A 21,606-nucleotide genomic window follows, 5' to 3' on the forward strand; every position below is an offset into this window, starting at 1 on the left:
ACGCCGGTCAGGCGGTGGCCTTCTCACGGGCCACGGCCTCGTAGAGGGCCTTGATGTTGCCGCTGCCGAACGTGCGGGCCCCGTGCCGGTCGATGACCTCCCAGAAGAAGGTCCGGCGGACGTGCAGGGACTGGGTGAAGATCTGGAAGACCTGGCCCCAGTGGTCCTGGTCGACCAGGACGTTGGTGCGCCGCAGGTCCGCGATCTTCAGGTCCGGGCTGCCGAGACGCTCCTCCAGCTCGGAGTAGTACGTGTCCGGCGTCTCCAGGAACCGCACGCCCCGGCTCTCCAGGGTCCCGACGGCCGAGACGATGTCGTCGGAGAGCAGGGCCAGGTGCTGCACGCCGGCACCGCCGTGGCGGGCCAGGAAGCCGTCGATCTGACCGGGCTTGCGGTCGGTCACCGGCTCGATCAGGGTGAAGGTGACCTGCCCGGACGGGCTCTGGACCACCTTGGAGTCCATGGCCTGCTCGCCGACCTCGATGAACTCCTCGAAGATCTGCTCGAAGCCGAAGACCTTCTCGTAGAAGGCCACCGTGTCGCGCAGCTGACCCGCGGGAAGGCAGATCGCCGCGTGGTCCACGGTGGTCAGCACCTGCTCGGGCTCGTCGGGGTCCGGGGCGAAGATGTCCATGACTCCGGGCAGGAAGTCGTCGCGGTCCCCGGTCCGCTGCACGAACCGGTGCGCGACGTCGCCGAAGCCGAGCACGGAGGCCGTGACGACCTCGGTGCCGCCCCGGCTGTGCACCGTGACCTCCTCGACCGCGGTGGCACCGCGCTCGACGGCCGTCGCGAACGCCTTCGCGGCATCGGTCACCTCGAAGGCGATGTTGGCCACGCCGTCGCCGTGCAGCGCCACGTAACCGGCCGCCGGGTGCTCGGGGGTCAGCGCGGAGGTGAGGACGACGGAGATGCCGCCCTGGCGCAGCAGCAGGGAGCGCCGGTCGTGCCGGCCCGTCTCGGGGCCGGCCTGGCCGCACAGACGGAAGCCGAACGCGGTGCAGAGGAAGAACGCCGACTGCTGGGCGTCCCCGACATAGAACTCGACATGGTCAACGGCCCCGATATTCACGGAGTCCCCTTTCTTCTGGCGCCTCTGGCGCTTCTAGCGCTTCTTGCGCGTGGTCGGCGCGCCGAGCAGCAGGCTGACGTTGTGGCCGCCGAAGGCGAACGAGTTGGAGATCACGGCGCGGACCTGCTGCTCACGGGCTCCGCCGCGGACGTGGTCCAGGTCGCAGGCCGGGTCGATCTCGTCGAGGTTGTGGGTCGGCGGGAGCTGCCCGCGCGAGATCGCGAGCGCGCAGAAGGCCGCCTCGACCGCGCCGGATCCACCCAGGAGGTGGCCGGTCATCGACTTCGTACTGCTGACGGCCGGGGACCGGTCGCCGAAGACGGCCCGGACGGCCTTGGTCTCGGCGACGTCGCCCAGCTTGGTCGAGGTGCCGTGCGCGTTGATGTAGTCGATGTCGTCGGGCACGAGCCCGGCCGTCGCGAGCGCCCCGCGCATACTGGCCGCGGCCCCCTCGCCGTCCGGCCGCGGCGCCGTGGGACGGAACGCGTCGGTGGTGGCGCCCCAGCCCAGCAGGTCGGCGTACCCGGCGGCGCCCCGGGCGTCCGCAAGACCGGCACGTTCCACGACCAGGACACCCGCGCCCTCGGACAGCACGAAGCCGTTGCGGCGGCGGTCGAACGGGCGGCTGGCGGCCTCCGGGTCCTCCCAGCGCGTGGCCAGCGCCCTGGCGTGACTGAACGCCAGCGCGGAGGTCGGGTTGAGCGGTGCCTCGGCGCCGCCGCAGACCACCACGTCGGCCTCGCCGTAGCGGATCAGCCGGGCGGCCTCCGCGACGGCGTGGGCGCCGGCGGCGCACGCCGTGGCGATCGCCGAACTCCAGCCGCGTATCCCGTACTTGATGGCGATACGGGCTGCCGCCATGTTCGGCAGCATGCCGGGCAGCAGGTACGGGCTCACCGCGGTCGGGCCGCGCTCGACCCGGGCCAGCGACTGTGCCTCGTACGTGGTCAGGCCACCGGCACCGCTGGAGACGACCACCGCGACCCGGTACGGGTCGACGTCACGGCCGACGACGATGCCCGAGTCGGCCAGGGCGTCGTCCGCGGCGGCCAGCGCCATCAGGGCGTACCGGTCGACCAGCCGGCCCTCACTCGGCGGCAGGACGTCACCGGCGGCGATGTCGGGTGCGATGCCCGCCGCGTCCACCGTGCCGGCGAGCAGATGGCCCTCGGGCGGCCTGCGCAGCCCGGACTTGCCGTGGCAGAGCGCGTCGAAGGTCTCGCCCGCGCCCCGGCCGAGCGGGGTGAAGGTGCCGATGCCCGTGACGACGGCGGCCGGGGCCGCGCCGCGCCCGCTCACGCGGCGACCGTCGCGGCGTCCGTGCCGAGCAGCTCGCCGGCGAGGAAGCGGCTGCGCAGCAGCACCTTGCGGACCTTGCCGGTCGGCCCGAGCGGGATCAGGGCCGGGTCGACGACGATCACGCGGTCGACGGTCTCGGCGACATGCGGTTCGAGCGCGGCCAGCACCTCGGCGCTGCGGTCGGCCTGCGGGTCGGCCTGCTCGTCGAGGACGAGCAGCACCGAGGAGGTGACCGTGCCGTCGGCCTCCACGGCGACGACGGTGCACTCCCGGATCTCGGGGCAGGCCGCGAGGATGCGCTCCTCGGACAGCGCGGTGAACAGCCTCCGGCCGTTGCCGAGGTTCACCGCGTCCACCGCCCGGTCGACGTGGTAGAAGTACCCGGCCTCGTCGCGGAAGACGAGGTCACCGGTGAGGAAGTAGCCGTCCCTGCGGGTGCGGTAGGTGGTGACCGAGTCGTTCCAGTACCCGAGGGCGAGGGTGGGCGCGGCGATGGCGAGCTCGCCGACCTGGCCCGGACCGAGCTTCTCCCCGTCCAGGTCGAAGATCGCGGCGTCGGTGAAGGCGTGCGGCTTGCCGATGCAGCGCCCGTACCGGTTGGTCTCCGGGGTGTGGGTGATGAAGAACTGCGAGTGGCCCATCTCGGTGGAGCCGAGACCGTCGACGAAGTACGAACCCGGGCGGTTGGTACGGCCGTTCGCGCCGGCGGAGGCCCGGCTGCCGACGGCGATGAGCTTGCGTACGTGCGCCTCGTGCGCGCAGTCGCCGGTGTTCCACCAGACGCTCACGGAGTCGAGGCTTCGGGCCGCGAGGTCCTCGCCGGCCAGCTCCGACCACGTCGCGGCGAAGCCGAGCACGCTGTGCGGCTGCCAGCTCTCGATGGCGTCGAGCACGGTGGTGCCGCTCTGGTCCGACACCAGGGCGAGCTCGACCCTGTTGGCCAGTGCGAGGTTGACCGCGATGACGGTGGCGGCGTGGGCCGAGGGGAGCGCGCCGAGCATCCGGCTCAGGCCCTGGGCCTTCGGGAGGGACAGCCGGTGCCGGATGGAGGCGAACAGGCTGTGGTGGGAGTGGGCCACCGCCTTGGGCAGACCGGTGGTGCCGGACGAGTGCGTGATGACCACGGGCTCGTTGCCGTGGTGGCGGTAGGGCTTGGGGGCCGTGGCCGGGTCCGAGGCGCCGAGCTCGGACACGTCGGGCAGCAGCGGCGTACGGAAGTCGCGGCCGTCCAGCGTCGCCCGGTGGGCCGCGTCCGTGATGACGCCGACCGCACGGAGCCGCTTGATGTACTCGGCCGCCGACTCGGCGGGGACCTTGCCGTTGACGAGGGCCGGGATCGCGCCGAGACGGGTCAGCGCGAGGTAGGAGAGCACCTGGTCCGCGGCCGACGACACGAAGACGGCGACCGGGTCCCGGGGCTTGATGCCCAGCGAGTGCAGGGTGGCCGCCCGTGCGGCGACCCGCTCGCCCAGCTCCGCCAGGGTGAGGGCCTGCCAGGCGGGATGCCCGTCCACCTCGGTGTCGAAGGTCAGGGTCGGCTGGTCGAGCCCGTCGCCCCGAGCGAGGAGGGTGGTCAGTAGATTGCCGATGCCCACCGCTTGGTCGGCGGCGAGTTCCGCGCGCTCGTTCTTGGGATTCATTCCCCGGTGTCTCCACATTCTGAGTACTGGTCCGGCCGGTTGTCCGACCTGGCCGGTCGTGCGCCCTGGGAGGTTGTGCGTCCCGGGCGGCCGTGCGTCCTTGGCGGCCGTGCGTCCTGGTCGGTGCCTCTCGTACGCGCCCGGCCCGGGCGCCCGCGGCACCCGCCGCCCGCTGCCGCGGCAGACGGGCGGACTGGGGTGCGCTCTCCTGTGAGGCGGCGCCGGGCACGGAGCGGTCTACGACACCGAGACGGAGGCGGCGGCGCGCTTGACGATCTCCTGGACCAGGCCGGCGACGGTGAGCAGCGCGACCGTCTCCATCTCGTCCTCTTCGAACTTGACGCCGTAGGTGTCCTCGACCTGGATGGCGATCTCCGCGACGGAGAGCGACTCGAGGTCGAGGCCGGCCGGACCGAGGGGGGTCTCGCCGGTGACATCCGTGACGTCGTAGTTCATGTTCTGGAGAGCCTCGATGACAAACTGGGTGACCTCGGCGGACATTTGATTGACTCCTCTTCATGGAACGGCGGCCGGGAGTGGACCCGGACAGAGTGACGGTGCTGTGGTGCACCACGGACGGGGACGAGCGCACGAAGGCGCACCGGCTGCTGTTGCAGGGTGCGGCCGCGCTCCTCGATGTCCCGGCGTCCGAGATCTGGGTGGAACACGAGCCGAGCGGGCGCCCGTTCCTGGGCGGCGCCGGCAAGGGGCTGATGGTCAGCGTCAGCCACGCCCGCGGGGTGCTGGCCCTGGTGTTGAGCGGCAGCTGCCCCGTGGGGGTCGATGTGGAAGTCGTACGTCGGTTGAACGCAGGCGCGTTGGCACGGGCCTACCTGGATCCTGTGGAGACGGACTGGGTGTGCGCGCTGCCCGAGGCCGAGCGGGCGACGGGCTTCCTCTGGCTCTGGACGCAGAAGGAGTCGGTCGGCAAGGCGCTCGGTCAGGGCCTGCGTGACGGCGGCATGAGCCGCCGGGTACCGCTGCCGGAGAACTGGCCGCCCGGCGACACGGCGCCGCCGGTGCCTCGCCGGCTGCCCGGCGCGCCGGACATCCGGTCGGCGGCCGTTCTCGTCGGCGGGGGACGCTTCGTCCTCGGTGTCGCGACCCAGGGCGAGCACGGCGACTGCGGCGTGTCCGTCCTGGTGCGCCGGGTGGACGATCCGCCCGGCCTGCCCGGCTAGGCCGGTCCGGCCCCTGCCCCGGCGGTAGCCGTGGCGCGGGCCGCCGTACGGAGCGTCTGCGCGTTCCGTACGGGCTTTCCGGTGGCCGTGCGGGGGAGTTCGGTCAGGACGTGCACGGTTCTGGGTCGCTTGTACGGGGCCAGCCGCGAGGCCAGACACGCGGCGAGCCCGTCGGTCACGGACTGGTCCGTGACCGTCACGTACGCCTCGATGCCGGTGCCGTGCACCACCACCGCGTCCGTGATGCCGGGCAGTGCGGCGATCGAGGCCTCGACCTCGGAGAGGTCCACCTTGAGCCCGCCGACGGAGACCTGCGAGTCGAGCCGTCCGTGCACGGTCAGCAGGCCGTTCTCCGCGTCGAAGTGGCCGGCGTCCTTGGTGTACAGCCACCCGTCGACGTACCGGGAGGGGTCGATCCTTCCGACGTACGGGGACGTGGGCAGCCCCAGCAGGATCTGCTCGTCCTCGATGCGGACCCGCATACCGGGCACCGGGGTCAGCCCTGCGGCGGTACCGGTGAGGTCGACGGCGATCACACCGGTCTCGGTCATGCCGTACATGACGCCGAGGCCGGCGTTGTAGCGGTCGGTGAACCGCTCCCGGACGGACGGCTTGATCAGCTCGCCTCCGGTGATCATCCGGCGGAGCTGCGGAGGGCGGGACGGTGACTGGGATGCGGCCAGGAGGGCCGCCTGGGAGGGGACCCCGAGGATCGTCGTCGGTTCCGGTCCGGCCGCGACGGCCCTGAGGATTCCGTCCAGGGTCTGGCTGGTGGGCAGCACCACCTGGGTCCCGCTGGCGAGCCCGTACAGCAGCCCGCCGACCAGCCCGAGGACATGGACGATGGAGGCCAGGACGACGGTCCGCTCGCCCCGGCGGGGAAAGCCTTCCAGCTGTCCGTACCTGTCGATCTCCGCCAGGAGGCTCGCGACGGTGCGGCCGATCACCTTGGACGGGCCGGTCGAGCCCGAGCTCAGCTGGAGCAGGGCGTGATCGGTGGCGGCCGGGCGGCCGCCCCGCAGCGGATTGATGTGGACGTCCACCTGGAAGAAGCCGGTCAGTGCCCCGGCGACCTTCTCCGTGGGCTCGACGACGAGTTGGGGATTGAGCCGCGCGATCGCCTGGCCGACCTCGTGCGAGGTCAGCCGGTAGTCGAGCAGGATCACCTGGGCGCCGGTCCGCCAGCCGGCGAGCATGGCGACGATACAGCTCAGCGACGGTGGCAGACGTACGGCGAGGGAACCCCCGACGGTCAGTCCGGCTGCTTCGTACGCGGTCCGCTGGGCCGCGACCAGGTCCCGGAGCGTCGCGCGGGTCACCGGCGCATCCAGGTGCAGGACGACGTCACGGCCGTCCCCTCGAAGCAGAATCTCGTCGACCCAGGCGCCGTCGACGCAAACGGGCCGGTGCGGCACCGTTTCCCCCACTGAAATCCCCACCTATCCCAATTCTTGAGTACCCGGCAGTAATTCAGAACTGAACCGTTCAGAAACGGTCGGGTAAGTGTGTCGCTCTTTCGCTTGGCGGCGACAGATTCACCATGTCCTAGTACTCATGAGTAAGCAAGTGAACAAATGTGATCCCCGCAACAATGCGATGGTGGCTGAATAGTGTCCTATCCGGAGCCGTTGTAGGGCATGCCAAATGCCCCGCGCACCTGTGGTGATCTGGGCGTGCGGGGTCTTTGGTAGTGCCGAGTAGTGGCTAGAAATGCATGCCGGGGATTACGGACCGGCTAATTCCGGATGGCGTGAAGTCTCTCGGTGTGGGCGCCCCCATCAGGGCCATGACCTCGTCGAATTCATCCATGAGAAGCCGCAGTACACCTGCGGTGCCGTCGCTGCCGGAGTGTGCGAGGCCCCAGAGGACCGGACGGCCGACGAATACCGCGTCGGCGCCCAGGCATAGAGCTTTCGCTATATCGGCACCGTGTCTAATTCCGCCGTCCAGGATGATCGCACAACGACCGGAAGCCGCTTCTGCTATTTCGGGCAGACAATCCGGGGCCGCTCTCGCGAAATCGAGCTGACGGCCACCGTGATTGGAGACGATGATTCCGTCCACACCGTACTTGACGGCGCATTCGGAATCCTCCGCGGTGAGGACTCCCTTGAGTACCAGGGGAAGCGATGTCTGCTCCCGCAGCCATGCCAGGTCCTCCCAGGTGATGGAGGAGTCGAACTGTTCCTTCGAGTGGCGCGCGATCGCGGACTCGCCGGGTCTGTGTCCGTGTGAGGCCGTCATCATCGCCGGGTCCACGTTCACCGCGCGGATGTCCGGCGGGATGCCGAAGCCGTTGCGCGCGTCCCGTGGGCGATGGGCCACTCGGGGGGCGTCGACCGTCAGGACCAACGCCTGGTAGCCGGCCGCCTCCGCGCGCCGGGCCAGAACCGCCAGCTGCTCACGGCTCCTGAGCCAGTAGAGCTGCAGCCACAGGGGTCCGCTCGCCGCGGCGGCGATGTCCTCCAGTGAGCGGCTCGCGAACATGCTGACCGTGAACAGGGCGCCGGCTTCCCCGGCCGCCCGCGCGGTCGCCACCTCGCCCTCGGGGTGGGCCAGTTGGTGGTAGGCCATGGGGGCGATGCCGAGCGGGGCCGCCAGCGCTGCTCCCAGCAGGGTCGTGCGTGGGTCGCGGTGGGACACGTCGACAAGGCAGCGTGGACGCAACGTGATCCGGTCCAGCGCCTCTCGGCCTGCCGAGAGCATCGACTCGGTGCCGCTCCCCCCTTCGAGGAAGTCCCACACCGGGGCGGACAGCCGTTCCCTGGCCATCGCCTCGTACTCGTGCAGCATCAGTCTCACCGCAGTTCAACCCCCTTGATCTGCTTCGGTCTTGCCAACCAACCGCACGACCGTCCTGTCACTCTCGCATACTGACCGCACGGTCGTCCACTTTCTTAGTATGCTTGGGCGCCTACGGCATCGGGGGAGATGCCGTACGAAGTGATGTCTGGGGGACCCGAAAGCTCACAGAGCGAGAAGAGGCGGAACGATGACAGGGACGACAGCGACGCACGCCGACGGGCGGATCGCACGCGGGAACCAGACCCGCCAGCTGGTCCTCAAGCGCACCGTCGAGATCGCTTCGGTGGAAGGCCTCGAAGGGCTCTCCCTGGGACGCCTGGCGACCGAGCTCAAGCTCAGCAAGAGCGGGGTCTTCGCCCTGTTCGGCTCCAAGGAGGAACTGCAGCTCGCCACCGTCCGCGCCGCCATCAAGGTCTACCTCGAACACGTGGTGCAGCCGACCCGCGAAATCCCGCCCGGCATCCGGCGGTTGTGGGGCGTCTGTACCGCCTGGCTCACCTACTCCGAACAGCGGGTCTTCCCCGGAGGCTGCTTCTTCTACTCGGTGTCGGCCGAGTACGACGCCCGCGAGGGCAAGGTGCACGACACGATCGCCTCGGCGCGCGCCAACTGGTTCTCCTTCCTCGGCCAGACCTTCGAGGAGGCCCAGAGGGCGGGCGAAGCCCAGGAGGGGATCGACATCCCCCAGCTCGTCTTCGAGATCGTCGCACTGCTCGAGACGGCCAACGCCGAATCGGTCCTGCACGACGACTTCACCTGTTACGAAAAGGCCGCCAAGGGCATTCTGTCCCGCCTGCGCGGCGCGGCGACCGACCCGGCGCTGCTACCCGACACACCCTGACTCCGCCCGCCGCCGCCCACACGGTCGCGGGCCCCGGACCGGAGACACCATGCCATTCGATCCACAGTTCCAAGCCCTGTACGACCAGCGCGCCGCACAGGGCGGCCGGCCGCTCTACAGCATGACCCTGGAAGAGGCGAGGGCCGCTGACCTCGCCGCGATCCAGGCCGACGCGGGCGAGCCCGAGCCGGTGGCGGAGGTCCTCGACACGACCGTCCCCGGCCCGGACGGCCCGCTGCCCATCCGTGTCTACCGGCCCGCCGTCGAGGGGCCGTTGCCCGTCCTCGTCTACTTCTTCGGCGGCGGCTGGACCCTGGGCAGCATCGAGACCAGCGACGCGATCTGCCGCAGCCTCGCCAACGCGGCCGGCTGCCTGACCATCGCGGTCGGCTACCGCCTCGCGCCCGAGCACAAGTTCCCCGCCGCCGTCGACGACTGCTACGCGGGCGTGCTGTGGGCGGCCGAACACGTGGGCCGGTACGGCGGCGACACCTCGCGGATCGCCGTCGCGGGCGACAGCGCGGGCGGCAACCTCGCCGCGGCCGTCACGCTCAGGAACCGGGACGCCGACGGCCCCGCCCTCGTCGCCCAGCTGCTCGTCTACCCGAACACGGACTACCTCGCGGACACGGACTCCCGCCGGGAGAACACCGACCCGCTCCTCTTCAACGACAAGTCCGTGCACTGGTATTGGGACAACTACCTCGCCACCGCCGAAGACGGCGCGCACCCGCTCGCCTCCCCGCTGCGCGCCGCCGACCACTCCGGGCTGCCGCCCGCCCTGGTGATCACCGCCGAGTACGATCCGTTGCGCGACGAGGGCGAGCAGTACGCCGAACGCCTGCGGGAGAGCGGCGTCGCGGTCGAGTCGGTGCGCTACCCCGGCGTCACCCACGGGTTCTTCACCATGGCGGGTACTCTCGACGCCAGTCGGCGGGCCCTGGCCCACGCGGCCGGTCACCTCCGCGCGGTCTTCGCCACCGACACGACGGGAGCCTGAACGATGCCGGACACCACGGGACGACCCGTACCCGCCCTGCCGCTCGGCGAGTTGCACGCCTCGCTCTCCGATCCGCTCCTCGACGCGATGAACTTCCTCAACGAGGTCGTCAACCGCTTCCCGGAGGCGATCTCCTTCGCCCCCGGCAGGCCGTCCGAGGGCGGCTTCGCCACCGAGGACCTGATCCGCCATCTGCGCACGTACACCGACTACTTGGAGCAGGAACTGGGCTGGACGCCCGAGCGGGTCCGCACCCAGCTGTTCCAGTACGGGCGCACCAACGGCATCATCCACGAGCTGATCGCCCGCACGGTCGCCAACGACGAGGACATCCACGTCCCGCCGGAGGCCGTGGTGGTCACCACCGGCTGCCAGGAGGCGATGCTGCTCACCCTGCGGGCGCTGTTCGCCGCCCCGGAGGACACCCTGCTCGTCAGCTCGCCCTGCTACGTGGGGATCACCGGCGCGGCACGGCTGCTGGACATCCCGCTGCGACCCGTCCCGGAAGGTCCTTCGGGCCCCGACCCCGCGGCGGTCCTGGAGGCGATCCGCCGGACCCGGGAGGCCGGCGGGCGGCCGCGTGCCCTGTACGTCGTACCGGACTTCGCCAACCCGTCGGGCGCGAGCATGACCGTGGCGGCCCGTGAGCGGCTCCTGGAGATCGCGGCCGAGGAGGATCTGCTGATCCTGGAGGACGATCCGTACGGCTTCTTCGTGCGTACCGGTACGGCCCGGCCCACGCTGAAGGCGCTCGACCGGGACCGCCGGGTGATCCACCTCGGTTCCTTCGCCAAGACCGCCCTGCCCGGGGCACGCGTCGGCTACGTCATCGCCGACCAGGAGGTCATCGGTCCCGACGGCCGGTCCTCGCTGCTCGCCGACGAGCTCTCCAAGATCAAGAGCATGACCACGGTCAACACCTCGGCGGTGGGCCAGGCCGTCATCGGCGGACTGCTCGTGGAGTCCGGCTGCCGCCTGCGGGAGGCGAACGCCGAGGCGATCGCCTTCTACCGGAGCAATCTGGACACGCTGCTCGGCGAGCTGGACCGGCATTTCCCCGCCGGCCGCCGGGAGGCCCTCGGCATCGACTGGAACGAGCCGGACGGCGGCTTCTTCCTCGTGGTGAACGTCCCGTTCCGCGCCGACCACAAGGCGCTGGAGCGCTCCGCCCGGGAGTTCGGCGTGCTCTGGACCCCGATGAGCGACTTCTACCTCGACGGGGGCGGCGTCCGCCAGCTCCGCCTCTCCTGCAGCGCTCTGCTGCCGGAGGGGATCGTCGACGGCATCGCCCGGCTGGCCGCGTTCATCGACGCGCAGATCGCCGAGTCGGGGGAGTAGGGCTGGGCGTGCGAAGGGGGAGGGGGCCGTATGGGCCCCCTCCCCCTTCGTGGTGTCCAAGACGCCATGACGCCAAGACGCCATGACGCCAAGGCGTTCCGGCGCTCAGGCGCCGATGGCGTGGACTCCGCCGTCGACATGCACGATCTCGCCCGTCGTCTTGGGGAACCAGGGGGAGAGCAGGGCGACCACGGCGCGCGCCGTGGGCTCGGGATCGGAGAGGTCCCAGCCGAGCGGGGCGCGCGTGGTCCACACCTCGCGGAACGTCTCGAAGCCGGGGATGGACTTGGCGGCCATCGTCTTGACGGGCCCGGCCGCGACCAGGTTGCAGCGGATGCCGTGGGGGCCGAGGTCCCGGGCGAGATAGCGGGAGGTGGACTCGAGCGCCGCCTTGGCCACCCCCATCCAGTCGTACGCCGGCCAGGCCACCTGGGCGTCGAAGTCCAGGCCGACGACGGCGCCGCCCTGCTCCTCCATGAGCGGAAGGCAGGCCACGGCAAGGGACTTGAGGGAGTACGCGGACACCTCGACCGCGGTCGCCACGGACTCCCAGCCGGCCGTCAGGAAGTTCCCGCCCAGGGCGTCCTGCGGAGCGAAGGCGATGGAGTGCACCACGCCGTCGAGCCGCGCGTCGCCGCCGACCTCCTGTCTGATCCGGTCGGCGAGGCTCGCCAGGTGCTCCGGGTTCTGGACGTCGAGTTCGAGCACCGGCGCCGGCTCCGGCAGGCGCTTGGCGATGCGCTCCACCAGGCTGAGGCGGCCGTAGCCCGTGAGGACGACCTCGGCGCCCTGCTCCTGGGCGAGTCTGGCGGTGTGGAAGGCGATCGAGGACTCCATGAGGACCCCGGTCACCAGGATGCGCTTGCCCGCGAGGATTCCGCTCACTGGGCCGTCGTCCCGATCCGGTTCTCGGTCCCGCCGGCCTGCCTGCCGGCGTCCGTGGACACGAAGTCCACGACCTGCTGGACGACTTGGGGCGCTCCGATGATCCGGCGGTGTCCCAGTCGCTTCGTGGTCACCAGCCGTGCGTGGTCGCCGAAGGCCGCCAGGACCCGGCGGGCGTGCGGGGGGTCGACCATGTCGTCGTCGTCGTCGTGGATCACCAGGATCGGCACGTCCACCTTCTCGGACCCGGCGAACACCGAGAACCGGTGCCAGATGTCCTCCTCGCCCGGGAACATCTCCCGCTCGATGCGCCCCCGCAGCTCGTCCTTCAGCTTGTCGCGCAGTCCCAACTGCTCGCAGAACTTGTCGACCAGGAAGGCGAATTCCGGTACGGGGCTGATGGCGGCGATCCGTCCCGTACGCAGCCCGTGCTGCATCGAGAGGAACGTCGCGGTGACGCCGAGGGAGTGGGCGACGACCGCCTCGAAGTCCCCGTGCTCGCGGTGGAGCAGCGTGAGGATCTTCAGGTACTCGGCGATGTTGGTGGTGCGGCCCGTGGATTCGCCGTGGCCGGGGGCATCGAAGCTGATCGGGCTGTAGCCGAGCTCGACGAGTCCGCCGATGATCTTCGCGAAGCGCGACGCGCGCGACTCCCAGCCGTGTACGACGAGCACCTTGCGCTTCCCGTCGCCCCACTGGTAGGTCACCACGGTCGTGTCGCCGAACGGGATTTCACCGCGCCGGGCGGTGTCGAACACCGGGGCTTCGTCGGGCCTGGGCCTGCTGCGGCCCTTGGGCATCCGGAAGAGGCTGAACGCCCCTCGGCCGGCCAGCTTGCCCGAGGCGTAGGACGTGCTGTTCAGGGCTGCACGTACAACTGCCGTAGAGCGATCCATGTCACGCGCCCTTCTGGTTCTGCCAGGAATGCTGGAGAATCTAGCACGATCGTTCGCGTATATTCATCCGGTGAAACCGTTCCAGGCCACGACCAGGAGGCAGCAAGCCGTGTCCCGCCCCATCTGGAGCACCCCCTGGCAGCCCGGGCCCGCGGCGCCGTCCGGCGACGGGGGCCCGGTGGTCGTGAACATCACCGAGTTCACGGCCCATCGCTCGCTGGACGCTGCCAAGGTCTTCGTCGCGGGGGTCATGCTCCGCCGGAGCTGGCCCCGGACTGCGGGAGCCGTCGGCATGTGGCTCTGGATGGAGGCCGGTTCGCTGCGGCCCCGCTCGGGTTCGGTCTCCATCTGGTGGGATCGCGAGCGGCTGCAGGACTTCGTCGCCCGGCCGGACCACCTCCGGATCGTGCGGGCCTTCCGCGGCAAGGGCGAGTTGCGCTCCGCCACCTGGAACTCGGCCGAATCCCGCCCGGACCCGGTCTGGGAGTCGGTGCACCGGATCCTGGCGGGCCGGGATCCCTGGCCCTAAAAGTAAACGTACGGTCGTGCTATTGTTTAATCGTCCGCACTCGCGTTCCGGAGGATGACATGCCTGTCTCACCCGCGCCCGGCGCCCAGGACCGCTATCCCGGCCCCAATCAGCGAATCAAGGACGACCTCGACCGTCTGATCGACGAGTTGCTGCTGCCGTCCGACCCGGACCACACGCATCGCCCGTCCCACGGGCCCGCCCTGCCCTCCGCCGCCCGGCCCCACGCGCAGGGCAACGGCTGACGGCACCCGCCGAAAGGAGCCGCATGGACATCCTGGAGCTCGACCGCACAGCCGTTCTGGAGACCGTCCGTCTCCTGGAGCACGCCACACCCGAAGACTGGGAACGCCCCACCCCGTGCGCGGGCTGGGACCTCCGCCGACTCGTGGCCCACATGGCCGGCCAGCACCACGGATTCGCGGCCGCCGCCGCCGGAGGCGGCTCGGACCTCGCCGCCTGGCAGGACCGGCCCCTCGGCGACCACGGCCTCGCCACCTACCGCGCGTCGACCGAGATCGTCCTCGGCACGTTCGCCGAACAGGGCGTCCTGACGCGGGAGTTCTCGCTTCCGGAGATCAGCACCGAGCTCAGGTTCCCCGCCACCGTCGCCATCGGATTCCACTTCCTGGACTACGTCGTCCACGGCTGGGACGTGGCCCAGGCCCTCGGCGTGGAGCTGAACCTGTCCGAGAAGACCGCGGAGGCCGCACTGCTCTTCGCCCTGCGGGTCCCCGACGACGAACGACGCCTGGGACCCGAGGCGCAGTTCGCGCCCTCCCTGCCGGCCGGCGCGGGGAAGGGGTCGCTCGACCTCATCCTCGCCGCGCTCGGCAGATCGACCGACTGGCACGCCACCGGGGCCGTACCGCCCCCTCGCACCCTTCAGGAGCACCACCGTGACCGCTGACCTCCGAGCGCACATCGCCCGCCGGCTGGAGCTCACCGAGGAGGAGGTGTTCGACGGCCGCACCCTGTCCGCCGTCCTCGTCGCCTCGCCGGTGGCCATCAACTCCATCGACCTGCTGGACGCGTTCGCGGGCGCCCTCGCCGACGTCGGCCTCGACGACGACGTGGAACTGCCGACGATGACCCTGGACCACACCGCCGGCGACGTCGTGGCAGCCCTGGCCGGGCAGCTCGACTCCGCCACCTCCTCCTGAACGGAAGGCGTGACCTGTGCTGATCATGACCGACATCGTCAAGGAGCTCCGCGCCGGAGCGACCATCAGCGATGTCCTGCGCGTCCAGCAGAGCTATCACGAGCAGCGCCGCTGGTCCTCCGACAAGCTCTTCGACGGCCGCCGGCTCGACCGGCCGGCACCCCGCGACAAGGCCGCCCTGTGGCACGCGGCCCGAGCCGAGCTGACCACCCAGCCCGCCGGTATCCGGCTGGCCGTCGACGGGATCAAGCTCGCCCAGGAGATCCGCGAGTCCAACCCGCTCGGCGCCGACGTCCTGCACATCGCCGCGGCCTGGTCGGCCCGCTACTGGCTGGAGGAGGAGGCCCACCACGAGGTCTCCTTCGGCCGCCTCATGGAGATGGCCGGCGTCGACCCCATCGGCCACGACGAGGTCGTCGAGCACCGGGGACCGTTCCCCACCGACAACTACGCCCGGGTCTGCGTCCTGCAGGCCTGTGTGGAGATCGAGGCCTGCGTCAGCTACGGATTCGTCTCCCGCACCACCGACGACGGCCTGGTCCGCGACGTCTTCCACACGATCATGAAGGACGAGGTGCAGCACCGGCAGTACTTCGTGTCCTTCGCCAAGGCCCTCGTCGAGTCCGGGGTGTACCCCATCAAGGACGTCCTCTCCATGGCGTACACCTGGGTCCGTCCCGACGGCGGCGAGACGTACGGCTCCGCCCGCGAGGCCCAGACCGACCGGCAGGGCTACGTCAACTGGTGGGAGCACACGCGCAGCGGCGAGGAGGAGTTCGGTCTCGGCGACGACGCGCTGCACGAGGGCTCGGTGCACTCCAAGAAGCTCAGCAGCGTCTTCGCGCTGGTACGCGAGGCCACCGGGATCCACACCACATCGTATGAGGACCTCAAGCGTGCCTACTTCGCCAGCCTCCGGACGAACGATGTCGACCGGATTCGATCTGCAGTCCGTCGCGGAGCTGAAAAGGAAGCCGCACTTGCTCGATAGCGGTGCGCTGTTCACCGCCGCCGAACGGTCGTACGTCCGCACCCGGCCCGACCCGTACGCCTCCCTGGCCGGCCTTCTCTCGGCCAAGGAGGCCTGCGTGAAGGCGCTGAGCTCCCTGGGCGGAGCACCCGACCACACCTTCCCCGACATCGAGGTGGAGCACGGCCCCGCGGGCCAGCCGCGGATCAGGCCGCACGGACGCCTCGGTCGGTGGGCGCGCGAGCGACGCCTCGCCGTCGAACTGTCGATCAGCCACACCGGCGACATGGCCGGCGCCGTCGTCGTACTCCTCTCCGCTCCCACGGAGGGGCCAGGGAGAGAAGAGGAGTCGGAGTCATGGTGAGCGACGGCACGGACCGCCATGACACGAGCGACGGCGCACCGCCCGAACTCGTGGAGCACAGAACCGAAGTGGGCCTGCGCCCCAACGACTTCGACTGGGCCGGTCACCTGAACAACAGCGTCTTCCCCCAGCTCCTGGAGACCGGACGCTGGGAGTGGGGACTCGCCAACAAGGTCGACCTGCGGGACAGCACCCTCGTCGCGGTGGTCCTCCAGCTCCAGCTCGACTACCTGAAGGCCGTCGACTGGGACCCGGTGGGCCGCCTCTTCGTGCGCACCTCGCTCGCGGGGCAGACCGCGTACAGCTTCACCCTCGCCCAGGACATCGAGCTGGCCGACGGGACCGTGGCGGCCCGTGGCAGGGTGCGCCTCGGTCTGGTCGACCGGGAGACCAAGGCGATCCACCGCGCCGACCTACGGGCCCTGCTGAACGTCCGGGGACGGGCCGCATGACCGCGCGCACCCTGGGCGAGGCCATCGCCGAACAGGCCGGCCGCACCGAAGCGCACGTCGTCTTCGGCACCTCCGCCAAGCGGGAGACGATCGGCTACCCGGAGTTCTCCGAGCAGATCGCGGCGGTCGCGGGTGGCTTCGCCGAACAGGGCGTACGGCCCACGGACCGGGTGATGATCCGGATCGGCAGCACGCGCGAGGGAGTCCTCGCGCTGCTCGGCCTGCTCCATCTGGGGGCCGTGCCCGTCTCGGTGAAGCCGAAGGTGCCCGGTGCCATCACCCGCCAGTACTTCGCCATGGTGGTACGGCAGCAGGGCATCCGGCACACGTTCAGGATCCCCGGACAGGGGCTGGGGCTGCGCGAACTCGACCTCGTACCGCGTCCCGGCGTGGTGCGCGAGGCGGCCCCCGCGGACCCGGAGGGCCTCGCGCTGGTCCAGTACACCAGTGGCTCCACCGGCATGCCCCGGCCGATTCCGCTCAGCCACCGGGCCCTGCTCGGCAACATCGAAGCCATCCGCGGCGTCGCCGGGATGAAGCACGGACACGCCGGGCTCATCGCCCTGCCGCTCCACCACGACATGGGCCTCGTCGGGGTACTGACCTCGCTCGTGTACGGCATCGACCTGGTCGTCGAGGACCCCGGCACGTTCCTGCGCCGGCCCATGGCGGCGCTGCGGCTGCTGCGCGACGCCGAGAGCGTCCACAGCGCCCTGCCCGACTTCATGCTGAGGTACCTCTCGGCGCGGATCGGCGAAGCGGCCGCGCAGGGCACGCACGACCCCCGGCTGTTCAGTGCCTGGCGCACGGTCTTCTGCGGGGCGGAGCCGATCCGCAGACGGTCCGTCGACACCTTCCTGGAATCGGTCCGGCCCTGGGGGTTCGACCCGACCTCCCTGGTGTTCTGCTACGGACTCGCCGAAGCGACCCTGATGGCCACCTCGCACCGTTACGTGGACACCGCCACCAGCTTCTCGGCCCACGGGGCCGTGGAGGCGGCCTGCCTCGGTGTACCCGTCCCCGGCCTCGACCTGCGGATCGTCGACGAGTCGGGGCGGGGTCGCCCGGAGGGCGCGACGGGTGCGGTGCAGCTGCGCGGGCCCACCCTGTTCGACGGCTACGACGGGGCGACCGACCACCGCACGGCCTGGTTCGACACCGGCGACCTGGGACACCTGCGCGCCGGCCGGCTCCATCTGAGCGGCCGGCGCGGTGACCGGATCTCCGTGAACGGGGTGAACGTGTTCGCCACCGACATCGAGCAGGTGGTGACGGCCCTGGATCCGGTGGCCGAGGCCGTGGTCCTGCCGCACGGCGAATCCTTCGCCGTGCTCGTCGTGCCCGAGCGTGCGGCGACCGTCGACGGTGCGCGGGTCGCGACCCTGATCGCCACCGACTTCGGACTCGCACCGCACTCCGTGATCGAGGTCCCGCACAGCGCGATCATCCGTACGGCCAGCGGCAAACCGGCCCGTACCCACATGGCTGAACAGTTCGAGAAGGGACTGCTATGACCTCCACCGGCACGGGCGAGCACATCGGCATCGCCATCGCCTCCGGGATGCTCAAGGGCGTTTTCGGGCACGGCGTGCTGTCCGCGTTCGAGGAGCGCGGACTGCGTGCGCGGGTGTACGGCACGGCCTCGTCCTCCGTCCTCTCCGGCGGGCTCGCCGCGGTGGGCCGGGCGCGCGAGACGGGCGTCGCCTACTGGCACAAGGCCGCCGCGGGAGCCGCCGGTACGGGCATGAGCCAGGTCGTCCTCGGCAGCATCGAGGAGTACGGCCCGACCCTGCGGGCAGGGCTCTTCCGCGCCGGGGCCCCCGCGTTCCTGCTCGCCACCAGCAAGGTCACCGACCCCGAGGCCGCCGAGGTCACCCAGGGGCCGGGGGCCAAGGAGCTCGGCAGACAGCTGCTGCGGAACATCTTCACCGGGGACCGCGGCTGGGTCGAGAAGAACCTGGCGACCACGGTGTTCTCCTCACAACCCGACACCGCGGGCGAGGGGCCGAAGCTGACTCCGGAGAACTTCGACGCCGTGTCCTACGCCTCCACCCGCATGCTGCACGCCTGGGCCGTACCGGCCGAAGTCGACGGCGAGGCCTACGTCGACGCCTCGTACACCTGCGCCTGCCCCGCACGCGAGGTCGCGGCCACCGGCGTGAGCGTACTGATCGCGATCGGCGCCGACCCCTTCCCCGTCTTCCGCGACATCTACGCCTCGGAGGAGATCGTCGACGGCTCCACGATCGACGGGGCCACGGTCCACGTGATCAAGCCGGACGAGGACCTCAAGACCCTGGGCGTCGACTACGCGGCAGCCACCCCCGAAGGCCTGACCAGCGCCTACGACCGGGGCCTCGCCGCGGGACACCGCTTCCTCGACGCGCAGGCCGGCCTCCTCGGACAGGCGGGGAAGTCGGCATCGTGACACCGGATCGTGGGGCCGTTCCGGAGTGATCCGGAACGGCCCCACGAGCGTTTCCGGGGGACGGTCAGTGGGGCAGGCCGACGGCCCTCTCGCCGCTGCGGCGCTGCTGGATCACGACCGCGATGACGAGGAGCGCGCCCTGGGCGACGTTCTGCCAGAAGGTGTTGATGCCTTCGACGGTGAGGCCGTTCTCCAGGCACCCGAGGAGCGCGACGGCGAGCAGGGTGCCGCCGATGCCTCCCTTGCCTCCCTTGAGGGCGGCGCCGCCCAGGGCGGCCGCGGTGATGGCCTTGAGTTCGAGGCCCTCGCTGCCGGAGACGGGCTGGCCCGAGCCCGTGCGGGCGGTCAGCAGGATGCCGGCGAGCGCCGCGACGACGCCGATCAGCGCGTAGACGCAGATCAGGTACTTGTTGATGTTGATGCCCGCGAGGCGCGCGGCGGTGTCGTTGCCGCCGATCGCGTACAGGTTGCGTCCGATGTCGGTGTACTTGAGCAGCAGGTGGACGGTGACGGCCACGACGATCAGGATCCAGACCATGACCGGCAGCCCGGCCAGCTTGCCGCGCCCGAGGAAGACGAAGACGTCGTTGTTGAGGACGTACCCCTGGGCGCGTCCGTCGGACAGGAGCTGGGCGAGTCCCTTGTACGCGGCGAGGCCGGCGAGCGTGGCGATGGTGGGGTTGACCCGGCCGTAGACGATGACGAGGCCGTTCAGCGCGCCGATGAGCACCCCGACGCCGACGGCGGCGGCCATGCCGAGGAAGGCGCCCGAGCCGGTGGCGGTGAAGGCCATGGCGCTGACGACCGAGGCGACGCCGACCTGGGAGCCGACGGAGATGTCGAGGCCACCGCAGATGATGACCACGGTCTGCACGATCGCGAGCAGCCCGGTGATGGTCGCCGCTTCGGCGATGACCTGCATGTTCGACAGACTGAGGTAGTTGTCGTTCAGGACGCCGAACAGGACGAGGACGACGGCGAGCGCGCCGATCAGGCTGATGTTCTGGCCGCCGATGCCCGCGAGGAGGTTCGACCGGCGGCGGGCGGGGCCGTCGCCCGGGGATCCCTTCACGGCCGGGGAGGAAGTGCTGGTGATGGTCATGATGTGGCTCCGGGGGCGGTGCCGACGATGTCATCGGCCATGGCGAGTTGGAGGACGGATTCTTCGGTGGCTTCGCTGCGGTCGAGTTCGCCCGTGATCCGGCCGCTCTGCATGACGACGACACGGTCGGCGAGACCGAGGAGCTCGGGGAGCTCGGAGGAGATGACGAGCAACGCGACTCCCTCGGCGGCGAGATCGGCGATGATCTGGTAGATCTCCGCCTTCGCGCCGACGTCGATGCCGCGGGTCGGCTCGTCGAGGATCAGGACCTTCGGCTTGCGGGCCAGCCAGCGGGCCAGGACCACCTTCTGCTGGTTGCCGCCGGAGAGCTTGCGCACCTCGTGGTCGATCGACGGGGTACGGACCCGCAGCCGGTCCGAGTACTCCTGCGCGAGCCTGCGTTCGGCCGTGCGTCGGACGAAGCGGAAACGCCGCAGCCGGTCCAGCACCACCAGCGAGGTGTTGTCCTTGACGGACTGCTGCAGGAACAACGCCTGGGCCTTGCGTTCCTCGGGTGCGAGGCCGAGTCCGGCGGCGATCACCTCGCCCGGCCGGCCGCTGCGCAGCGGTGTGCCGTCGAGCGTGACCGTGCCGCCGCGGACGGGCAGATCACCCGCGAGCGCGAGGGCGAGTTCCGAGCGGCCGGCCCCGATCAGGCCCGCGAGGCCCACGACTTCGCCGGCACGTACCTGCAGGGAGATGTCGGTGACGTCGTCGGTCGTGAGGTTCCGGACGTCGAGGACCAGCCGGTCGGTGGACACGCGCTGCCGTACGAACGTGGCGGACAGGTCGCGGCCCACCATCTGGCGTACGAGCTCACGTTCGTTCGTGGCGCGGGCCTCCTGTACGCCGACGAGGCTTCCGTCACGCAACACCGCGATGCGGTCCGCGAGTTGGAAGATCTCCTGCATGCGGTGCGACACGTACACGACCGCGATGCCCTCGTCGCGCAGCCGCCTGATGAGCGCGAACAGGGCGTCGACCTCGTGTTCCGACAGCGAGGACGTCGGCTCGTCGAACGCGATCAGCCGTGCGGTCGTGCCGCCGGTCAGCGCGCGCATGATCTCCACCAACTGCCGTTGGGCCGGAGTGAGTTGTGAGCCGAGAAGGTCCGGGTCGAGGACGTGGGCGAAGCCCAGCCGGTCCAGGTCGGCTCTGATACGCCGGTTCAGCTCGGCCCGGTCCAGCACCCGCCCGGACCGGCGGGGCAGGGCGCCGGCGTAGACGTTCTCCGCCACGGAGATGTGGGGGATGATCTCGGGTTCCTGCGGGATGATCCGGATTCCGGCGGCCCGTGCGCGGGCGGGGGAGTCGAGTGCGACGTGTTCGCCGTCCACGACGACGTGTCCCTCGGTGGGCTGGTGGTCGCCGGTGAGGATCTTCAGGAGCGTGGACTTGCCGGCGCCGTTCTCGCCCATCAGCGCGGTGACCTGTCCGGCGGGGAAGTCGAGCGTGATGCCGCCGAGCGCCTGCACCGCGCCGAAGCGCTTGGTGACGCCCGACACTCCGACGGGCCGGGGGTGGGATGCCGCGGGGGGCGGGCCGCCGGGGGATCCCGGGGCGGTGGCCGGGTGATGGGCTGGGGTCATGGGTCGGTTCACCTCGAAGGCGTGGTGCAGGCGTGGACAGGTGCGTGGGTAC

23 protein-coding genes are annotated in these 21,606 nt (G+C 70.7%); 13 read left to right on the forward strand and 10 right to left on the reverse strand.

Annotated elements, in window-relative coordinates:
• Positions 1-7: 7 nt before the first annotated feature.
• From hppD to OG580_RS30975, 4 genes are all read right to left on the reverse strand, one after another.
• Positions 8-1,072: a 4-hydroxyphenylpyruvate dioxygenase gene (gene hppD / locus OG580_RS30960; RefSeq protein WP_267046942.1), complete on the reverse strand. Its 1,065-nt coding sequence runs from the start codon at positions 1,070-1,072 to the stop codon at positions 8-10.
• Positions 1,073-1,105: 33 nt separating this feature from the next.
• Positions 1,106-2,371, reverse strand: a complete 1,266-nt coding sequence (locus OG580_RS30965) for a beta-ketoacyl synthase (RefSeq protein WP_267046943.1) — start codon at positions 2,369-2,371, stop codon at positions 1,106-1,108.
• A complete protein-coding gene (locus OG580_RS30970) occupies positions 2,368-4,011 on the reverse strand; it encodes a class I adenylate-forming enzyme family protein (protein ID WP_267046944.1) in 1,644 nt (547 codons plus the stop codon). Before OG580_RS30970 ends, OG580_RS30965 begins: the two co-directional genes overlap by 4 nt.
• Positions 4,012-4,248: 237 nt before the next feature.
• Positions 4,249-4,512 (reverse strand): acyl carrier protein, encoded by a 264-nt coding sequence (locus OG580_RS30975; protein WP_267046945.1) that lies wholly within the window; start codon positions 4,510-4,512, stop codon positions 4,249-4,251.
• A 35-nt stretch (positions 4,513-4,547) separates the two neighbouring features.
• Here OG580_RS30975 and OG580_RS30980 point away from each other — a divergent pair, with 35 nt between their 5' ends.
• Positions 4,548-5,192 carry a 4'-phosphopantetheinyl transferase superfamily protein gene (locus OG580_RS30980; protein WP_267046946.1) on the forward strand — a complete coding sequence of 215 codons (645 nt, stop codon included), beginning with the start codon at positions 4,548-4,550 and terminating at the stop codon, positions 5,190-5,192.
• Here OG580_RS30980 and OG580_RS30985 read toward each other — a convergent pair.
• Positions 5,189-6,511 (reverse strand): class I adenylate-forming enzyme family protein, encoded by a 1,323-nt coding sequence (locus OG580_RS30985; RefSeq protein ID WP_267046947.1) that lies wholly within the window; start codon positions 6,509-6,511, stop codon positions 5,189-5,191. The two genes, OG580_RS30980 and OG580_RS30985, sit on opposite strands and share 4 nt — an antisense overlap.
• 385 nt (positions 6,512-6,896) lie before the next feature.
• Positions 6,897-7,985 (reverse strand): alpha-hydroxy acid oxidase, encoded by a 1,089-nt coding sequence (locus OG580_RS30990; RefSeq protein WP_267046948.1) that lies wholly within the window; start codon positions 7,983-7,985, stop codon positions 6,897-6,899.
• A 199-nt stretch (positions 7,986-8,184) separates the two neighbouring features.
• Between OG580_RS30990 and OG580_RS30995 the strand changes: the two genes are divergently transcribed.
• The 3 genes from OG580_RS30995 to OG580_RS31005 are packed head-to-tail and all read left to right on the forward strand — an operon-like array spanning position 8,185 to position 11,176.
• Entirely contained in the window at positions 8,185-8,838 is a 654-nt protein-coding gene (locus OG580_RS30995; RefSeq protein ID WP_267046949.1) for a TetR/AcrR family transcriptional regulator, read from the forward strand.
• Positions 8,839-8,887: 49 nt separating this feature from the next.
• Positions 8,888-9,838: an alpha/beta hydrolase gene (locus OG580_RS31000; RefSeq protein WP_267046950.1), complete on the forward strand. Its 951-nt coding sequence runs from the start codon at positions 8,888-8,890 to the stop codon at positions 9,836-9,838.
• 3 nt (positions 9,839-9,841) lie between these two features.
• Positions 9,842-11,176, forward strand: a complete 1,335-nt coding sequence (locus tag OG580_RS31005) for a PLP-dependent aminotransferase family protein (protein WP_267046951.1) — start codon at positions 9,842-9,844, stop codon at positions 11,174-11,176.
• A 105-nt stretch (positions 11,177-11,281) separates the two neighbouring features.
• Here OG580_RS31005 and fabI read toward each other — a convergent pair whose 3' ends face one another.
• The gene (gene fabI / locus OG580_RS31010) at positions 11,282-12,061 is read right to left on the reverse strand and encodes an enoyl-ACP reductase FabI (protein WP_267046952.1); all 780 of its coding nucleotides are present in this window, start codon (positions 12,059-12,061) and stop codon (positions 11,282-11,284) included.
• Positions 12,058-12,957, reverse strand: coding sequence for an alpha/beta hydrolase (locus OG580_RS31015; RefSeq protein ID WP_267046953.1), 900 nt, complete (start codon positions 12,955-12,957; stop codon positions 12,058-12,060). Before OG580_RS31015 ends, fabI begins: the two co-directional genes overlap by 4 nt.
• A gap of 109 nt (positions 12,958-13,066) precedes the next feature.
• Between OG580_RS31015 and OG580_RS31020 the strand changes: the two genes are divergently transcribed.
• Genes OG580_RS31020 through OG580_RS31060 form a run of 9 tightly spaced genes read left to right on the forward strand, consistent with a single transcriptional unit; the run spans position 13,067 to position 18,863 of the window.
• Positions 13,067-13,486: a hypothetical protein gene (locus tag OG580_RS31020; RefSeq protein ID WP_267046954.1), complete on the forward strand. Its 420-nt coding sequence runs from the start codon at positions 13,067-13,069 to the stop codon at positions 13,484-13,486.
• Positions 13,487-13,545: 59 nt separating this feature from the next.
• Positions 13,546-13,731 (forward strand): hypothetical protein, encoded by a 186-nt coding sequence (locus OG580_RS31025; RefSeq protein WP_267046955.1) that lies wholly within the window; start codon positions 13,546-13,548, stop codon positions 13,729-13,731.
• A gap of 23 nt (positions 13,732-13,754) precedes the next feature.
• Positions 13,755-14,396 (forward strand): TIGR03086 family metal-binding protein, encoded by a 642-nt coding sequence (locus OG580_RS31030; RefSeq protein ID WP_267046956.1) that lies wholly within the window; start codon positions 13,755-13,757, stop codon positions 14,394-14,396.
• Positions 14,386-14,649: a hypothetical protein gene (locus OG580_RS31035; protein WP_267046957.1), complete on the forward strand. Its 264-nt coding sequence runs from the start codon at positions 14,386-14,388 to the stop codon at positions 14,647-14,649. Before OG580_RS31030 ends, OG580_RS31035 begins: the two co-directional genes overlap by 11 nt.
• Before the next feature lie 16 nt (positions 14,650-14,665).
• Positions 14,666-15,640, forward strand: coding sequence for a ferritin-like domain-containing protein (locus OG580_RS31040; RefSeq protein ID WP_267046958.1), 975 nt, complete (start codon positions 14,666-14,668; stop codon positions 15,638-15,640).
• Entirely contained in the window at positions 15,630-15,983 is a 354-nt protein-coding gene (locus OG580_RS31045; RefSeq protein WP_267046959.1) for a holo-ACP synthase, read from the forward strand. Before OG580_RS31040 ends, OG580_RS31045 begins: the two co-directional genes overlap by 11 nt.
• Positions 15,977-16,435, forward strand: coding sequence for a thioesterase family protein (locus OG580_RS31050; protein WP_267046960.1), 459 nt, complete (start codon positions 15,977-15,979; stop codon positions 16,433-16,435). Before OG580_RS31045 ends, OG580_RS31050 begins: the two co-directional genes overlap by 7 nt.
• Positions 16,432-17,949 carry an AMP-binding protein gene (locus tag OG580_RS31055; RefSeq protein WP_267046961.1) on the forward strand — a complete coding sequence of 506 codons (1,518 nt, stop codon included), beginning with the start codon at positions 16,432-16,434 and terminating at the stop codon, positions 17,947-17,949. Before OG580_RS31050 ends, OG580_RS31055 begins: the two co-directional genes overlap by 4 nt.
• Positions 17,946-18,863, forward strand: a complete 918-nt coding sequence (locus tag OG580_RS31060) for a hypothetical protein (protein ID WP_267046962.1) — start codon at positions 17,946-17,948, stop codon at positions 18,861-18,863. Before OG580_RS31055 ends, OG580_RS31060 begins: the two co-directional genes overlap by 4 nt.
• A 64-nt stretch (positions 18,864-18,927) precedes the next feature.
• Here OG580_RS31060 and OG580_RS31065 read toward each other — a convergent pair whose 3' ends face one another.
• Complete coding sequence (locus OG580_RS31065) at positions 18,928-19,965, reverse strand: ABC transporter permease (protein ID WP_267046963.1); 1,038 nt, start codon at positions 19,963-19,965, stop codon at positions 18,928-18,930.
• Positions 19,962-21,554 (reverse strand): sugar ABC transporter ATP-binding protein, encoded by a 1,593-nt coding sequence (locus OG580_RS31070; RefSeq protein WP_267046964.1) that lies wholly within the window; start codon positions 21,552-21,554, stop codon positions 19,962-19,964. The genes OG580_RS31065 and OG580_RS31070 overlap by 4 nt, the downstream gene beginning before the upstream one ends.
• Positions 21,555-21,606: the final 52 nt, after the last annotated feature.

The sequence above is a fragment of the Streptomyces sp. NBC_00094 genome (assembly GCF_026343125.1).
GTDB lineage: Bacteria > Actinomycetota > Actinomycetes > Streptomycetales > Streptomycetaceae > Streptomyces.